This is a genomic window from methanotrophic endosymbiont of Bathymodiolus puteoserpentis (Logatchev), from assembly GCF_900128525.1.
In the GTDB taxonomy this organism is placed as follows: domain Bacteria; phylum Pseudomonadota; class Gammaproteobacteria; order Methylococcales; family Methylomonadaceae; genus Methyloprofundus.
In genome coordinates this window covers 1-1,828 of sequence record NZ_FQTQ01000192.1, presented here as the reverse complement: position 1 = coordinate 1,828, position 1,828 = coordinate 1, and the positions used below count along the sequence as shown (strand labels likewise).

Below are 1,828 nucleotides of genomic sequence, written 5' to 3'. Positions count from 1 at the left end.
CCTAGTCTCGATTAAAGACCAATGGGTTAAGTTCCATTATTCATAAGGGCGATGAACCGCCCTGTGCGGAGCCGCACGCAGGGTGGTGTGGGGAGGGCTGGAGAGAAACTAGCCCTTACCCGATTTAGGCTATTATTCCATGAAATATCCACTTTTCTATGATGTATAACACAATCACGAAGGTATAGATTAATGAGGCTTTGGTAAGGTACTCCAGATTCAGTTGCCATTTCTTTAAAGTACCCAATAATATCTTCGCTTAACCTCATAGTAACTGACTTTTTTAATTTACTAGCATATGGATTTTTACGTGATTGCAATTTTGATAGGTTATATTCTTTTTTCATAACTCATCACCCATGATAAAAATTTCTTTCATTTTTTGTAGCTTTTCGAGCCGATATTATTCGGAGTACGTTTCCTGATTGTTTTTCACAGTGACAAATCATAAGCATTCTAAAATTATTACTGATGCCAAGAATAAGGAAGCGATCTTCTTCTAACTCCGAATGCCCATCATCATAAAACTGTACTGCAAACTCATCGTAAAATACAGATGATGCTTCTTCGAAAGAAACACCATGTTTTTCCACATTTTTTAATGCTTTAACTGCATCCCATTCAAACTTAATCATACATACATTGTATGTATGATATTGAAAGATTGTCAAGATGATTTTTTGGTTAGGCTGTAGTATTTACATAACTCTAAATCCTATGCACATATTATTAGTATTTTTTATTTAGATAAATAACAACTGCCTTCGTAAACACCAATACCAACTACAGTGACAGCAGCTGGAATGATAACGAGAGGAGATAATAAAGCAGCTCCAATGCTACCAAGAATTCCACTTGTGCCTGCAATAATCCCCGTTGTACCTGCAGCAGAAGCTCCAGCAGCAGTCGATCCAAGCATTGCTGCTCCTGTTGTCGCATTGGTAACTGCGTATATTCCCGCTGCTTTCATTCCTACTCCTGTAGCCGCAGCTACGCCAGCACCACCAGCTATAGTACCCGTTACTGTACTACCAACTAATTTACTTGGTCGATAGTCACATACATCTGCAAGTGTAACTGGAACTATGAATACAGATAGTAAAAGTAACATTATGATTTTTTTCATTTTAAGTTCTCTCCACTCTATTTCTATTAAAGCCTAACGCCAAAATCAGATGCCGTTGGCAGATATTCGATGAATTCTGACAAAGCACTGACTTTTGATAAAAAATGACCCTTGGAAGCGGGCTGCGCGGCCAACGGTCAGCTGGATTGAATGGTTACATTTCGATATTTAACAACCTTCAATCCATGCTCAGTCGCTCAACCAACGACTTTTAAAAGCTTTTACTGTAGCAGGGCTGGCTTAACAATGCCACTGACTTTTGATGTAAGTTATACCAACAAGTTAGTGCCCTGCAAACAGAATGTAAAAGCTTATCTAAACTACTTCATCGCTTATAATACAAAGCCCTTCCAAGTAGTAAAATGCCTGATACTCTTAGCCCTGCTACCTCATACTCAACCTTTCCAGCCAATGATAAAGAGTGAAAAAGTTAGGAAAGAAACACGATAAGCTATCACTAGCGATTACGCCCAAGCCAAGCAAACCAGAAAACCCTCAATGGATTTTGAAATGTAACGCCAAATTCAGTGGCCGCTGGCAGATATAAGACGACCTATGCAAACACACTGAACTTTGATATAAATGACCTCTGAAAAAAAGCTGCGCTGCCAGCGGTCGACTGGAATTTTTTGTTGGACGAAGCCGCTAACGCGGAGAAAAGAACCACCACGCCGGTAATTAAAGTTGTAACCTCACTTCCTT

At 39.4% G+C, this 1,828-nt stretch carries 2 protein-coding genes and 1 pseudogene; all 3 read right to left on the bottom strand.

Going from position 1 to position 1,828, the window contains the following annotated elements; all coding sequences use genetic code 11:
• Window positions 1-137: 137 nt before the first annotated feature.
• Window positions 138-347, bottom strand: a pseudogene (locus tag BQ7314_RS14140) (CopG family antitoxin); the annotation flags it as partial.
• A 6-nt stretch (window positions 348-353) separates the two neighbouring features.
• Window positions 354-635 carry a BrnT family toxin gene (locus BQ7314_RS14135; protein WP_174484337.1) on the bottom strand — a complete coding sequence of 94 codons (282 nt, stop codon included), beginning with the start codon at window positions 633-635 and terminating at the stop codon, window positions 354-356.
• 104 nt (window positions 636-739) lie between these two features.
• Complete coding sequence (locus tag BQ7314_RS14130) at window positions 740-1,126, bottom strand: hypothetical protein (protein ID WP_174484336.1); 387 nt, start codon at window positions 1,124-1,126, stop codon at window positions 740-742.
• Window positions 1,127-1,828: the final 702 nt, after the last annotated feature.